At 36.4% G+C, this 1147-nt stretch carries 2 protein-coding genes; both read left to right on the forward strand.

The annotated features are described in order from the left end of the window. Positions 1–419, forward strand: a 419-nt coding sequence (locus ACFINI_RS09950; protein WP_375648039.1) for a hypothetical protein, incomplete at its 5' end; no start/stop codon positions are given. 72 nt (positions 420–491) lie between these two features. Continuing rightward, a partial coding sequence (locus tag ACFINI_RS09955) for an ERF family protein (RefSeq protein WP_375648040.1) occupies positions 492–1147 on the forward strand: 656 nt, incomplete at its 3' end.

Raw genomic sequence — 1147 nt, forward strand, 5'->3', positions numbered from 1 at the left:
TTGATGGATACCTTACGCTTTACCGCATACGTGCATTAAAAGATTTTGGTGATGTTAAGGCTGGGGACCTTGGGGGCTTTGTAGAGTATGAAGACAATTTAAGTCAAAAAGACGATTGCTGGATTTATAATGATGCCAAGGCGTATTGTTGTGCCAAGATTTACGATAGTGCTAAGGTTTATGATAAAGCACAAATTGGTGATTGTGCCGAGATTTTTGGCAATGCAAAAATTTATAATAACGTCAAAATATATGATGGACATATTTTTGGACACACACAAATTTATGGAAATGTGATTATTTATGCCGATTCAAGAATTTATGGCAATGTAAAAATTTATGATAATTCAGAAGATTGTAAACAAACTATGACCGCCCAGAACGGCAACTCTTCAACAAAAGACGACATTCCTTTCTAGCAACACAAACCAACTTTTAACACAAGCGTGATTCACGCCACGGGTGAATTGCGCGCAATGTAGGAAATCAAGATGAGTGAACAAAACACTAACCTAATAGAAATTGAAGAAACACATCATGTAGCCGTCGAACAAACTGTCATGGAACGTATTTTAAATAAAGCCTTAGACAGTGACGTCGATATGGATCGCTTAGAGCGTCTTCTTGATTTAAGAGAACAAGAGATAAAACGACAAGAGCGCCAAAATTTTGTCCGTGATCTTTCGGCTGTGCAAATGGCATATAAAAATATTGAACAAAACGCCATTAATAACCATACAAACAGCAAATACGCTACACTTGATCAGTACATTGATGCTGTAAAGAAAGGGCTTGCAACATACAAATTTGCTTTGTTTTATCGTATTAAAAATCAAACAGAAAAAAACGTTACCATAGAAATAACTCTGTCTCATCCTTCAGACAATCAAATCTCAACAGAAGGAACATTTCCAATTGACAGTACAGGCTCTAAAAATAGCATACAATCACTTGGTTCCACACTTACCTACGCACGAAGATACCTATTAGGCATGCTTCTTAATTTAGCAAGTAAAGAAGACGATACAGATGGAAACCCGCCTATTAAAAAGGCTTTTCCACAACAGATCAATGAAATCAGAAGACTTGTCGTACAAACCCAAACAGAAGAAGAAAAAATACTTGCTTATGTCAACGTCAAAAAGCT

The sequence above is a fragment of the Bartonella sp. AA56HLJMS genome, from assembly GCF_042197145.1.
GTDB lineage: Bacteria > Pseudomonadota > Alphaproteobacteria > Rhizobiales > Rhizobiaceae > Bartonella.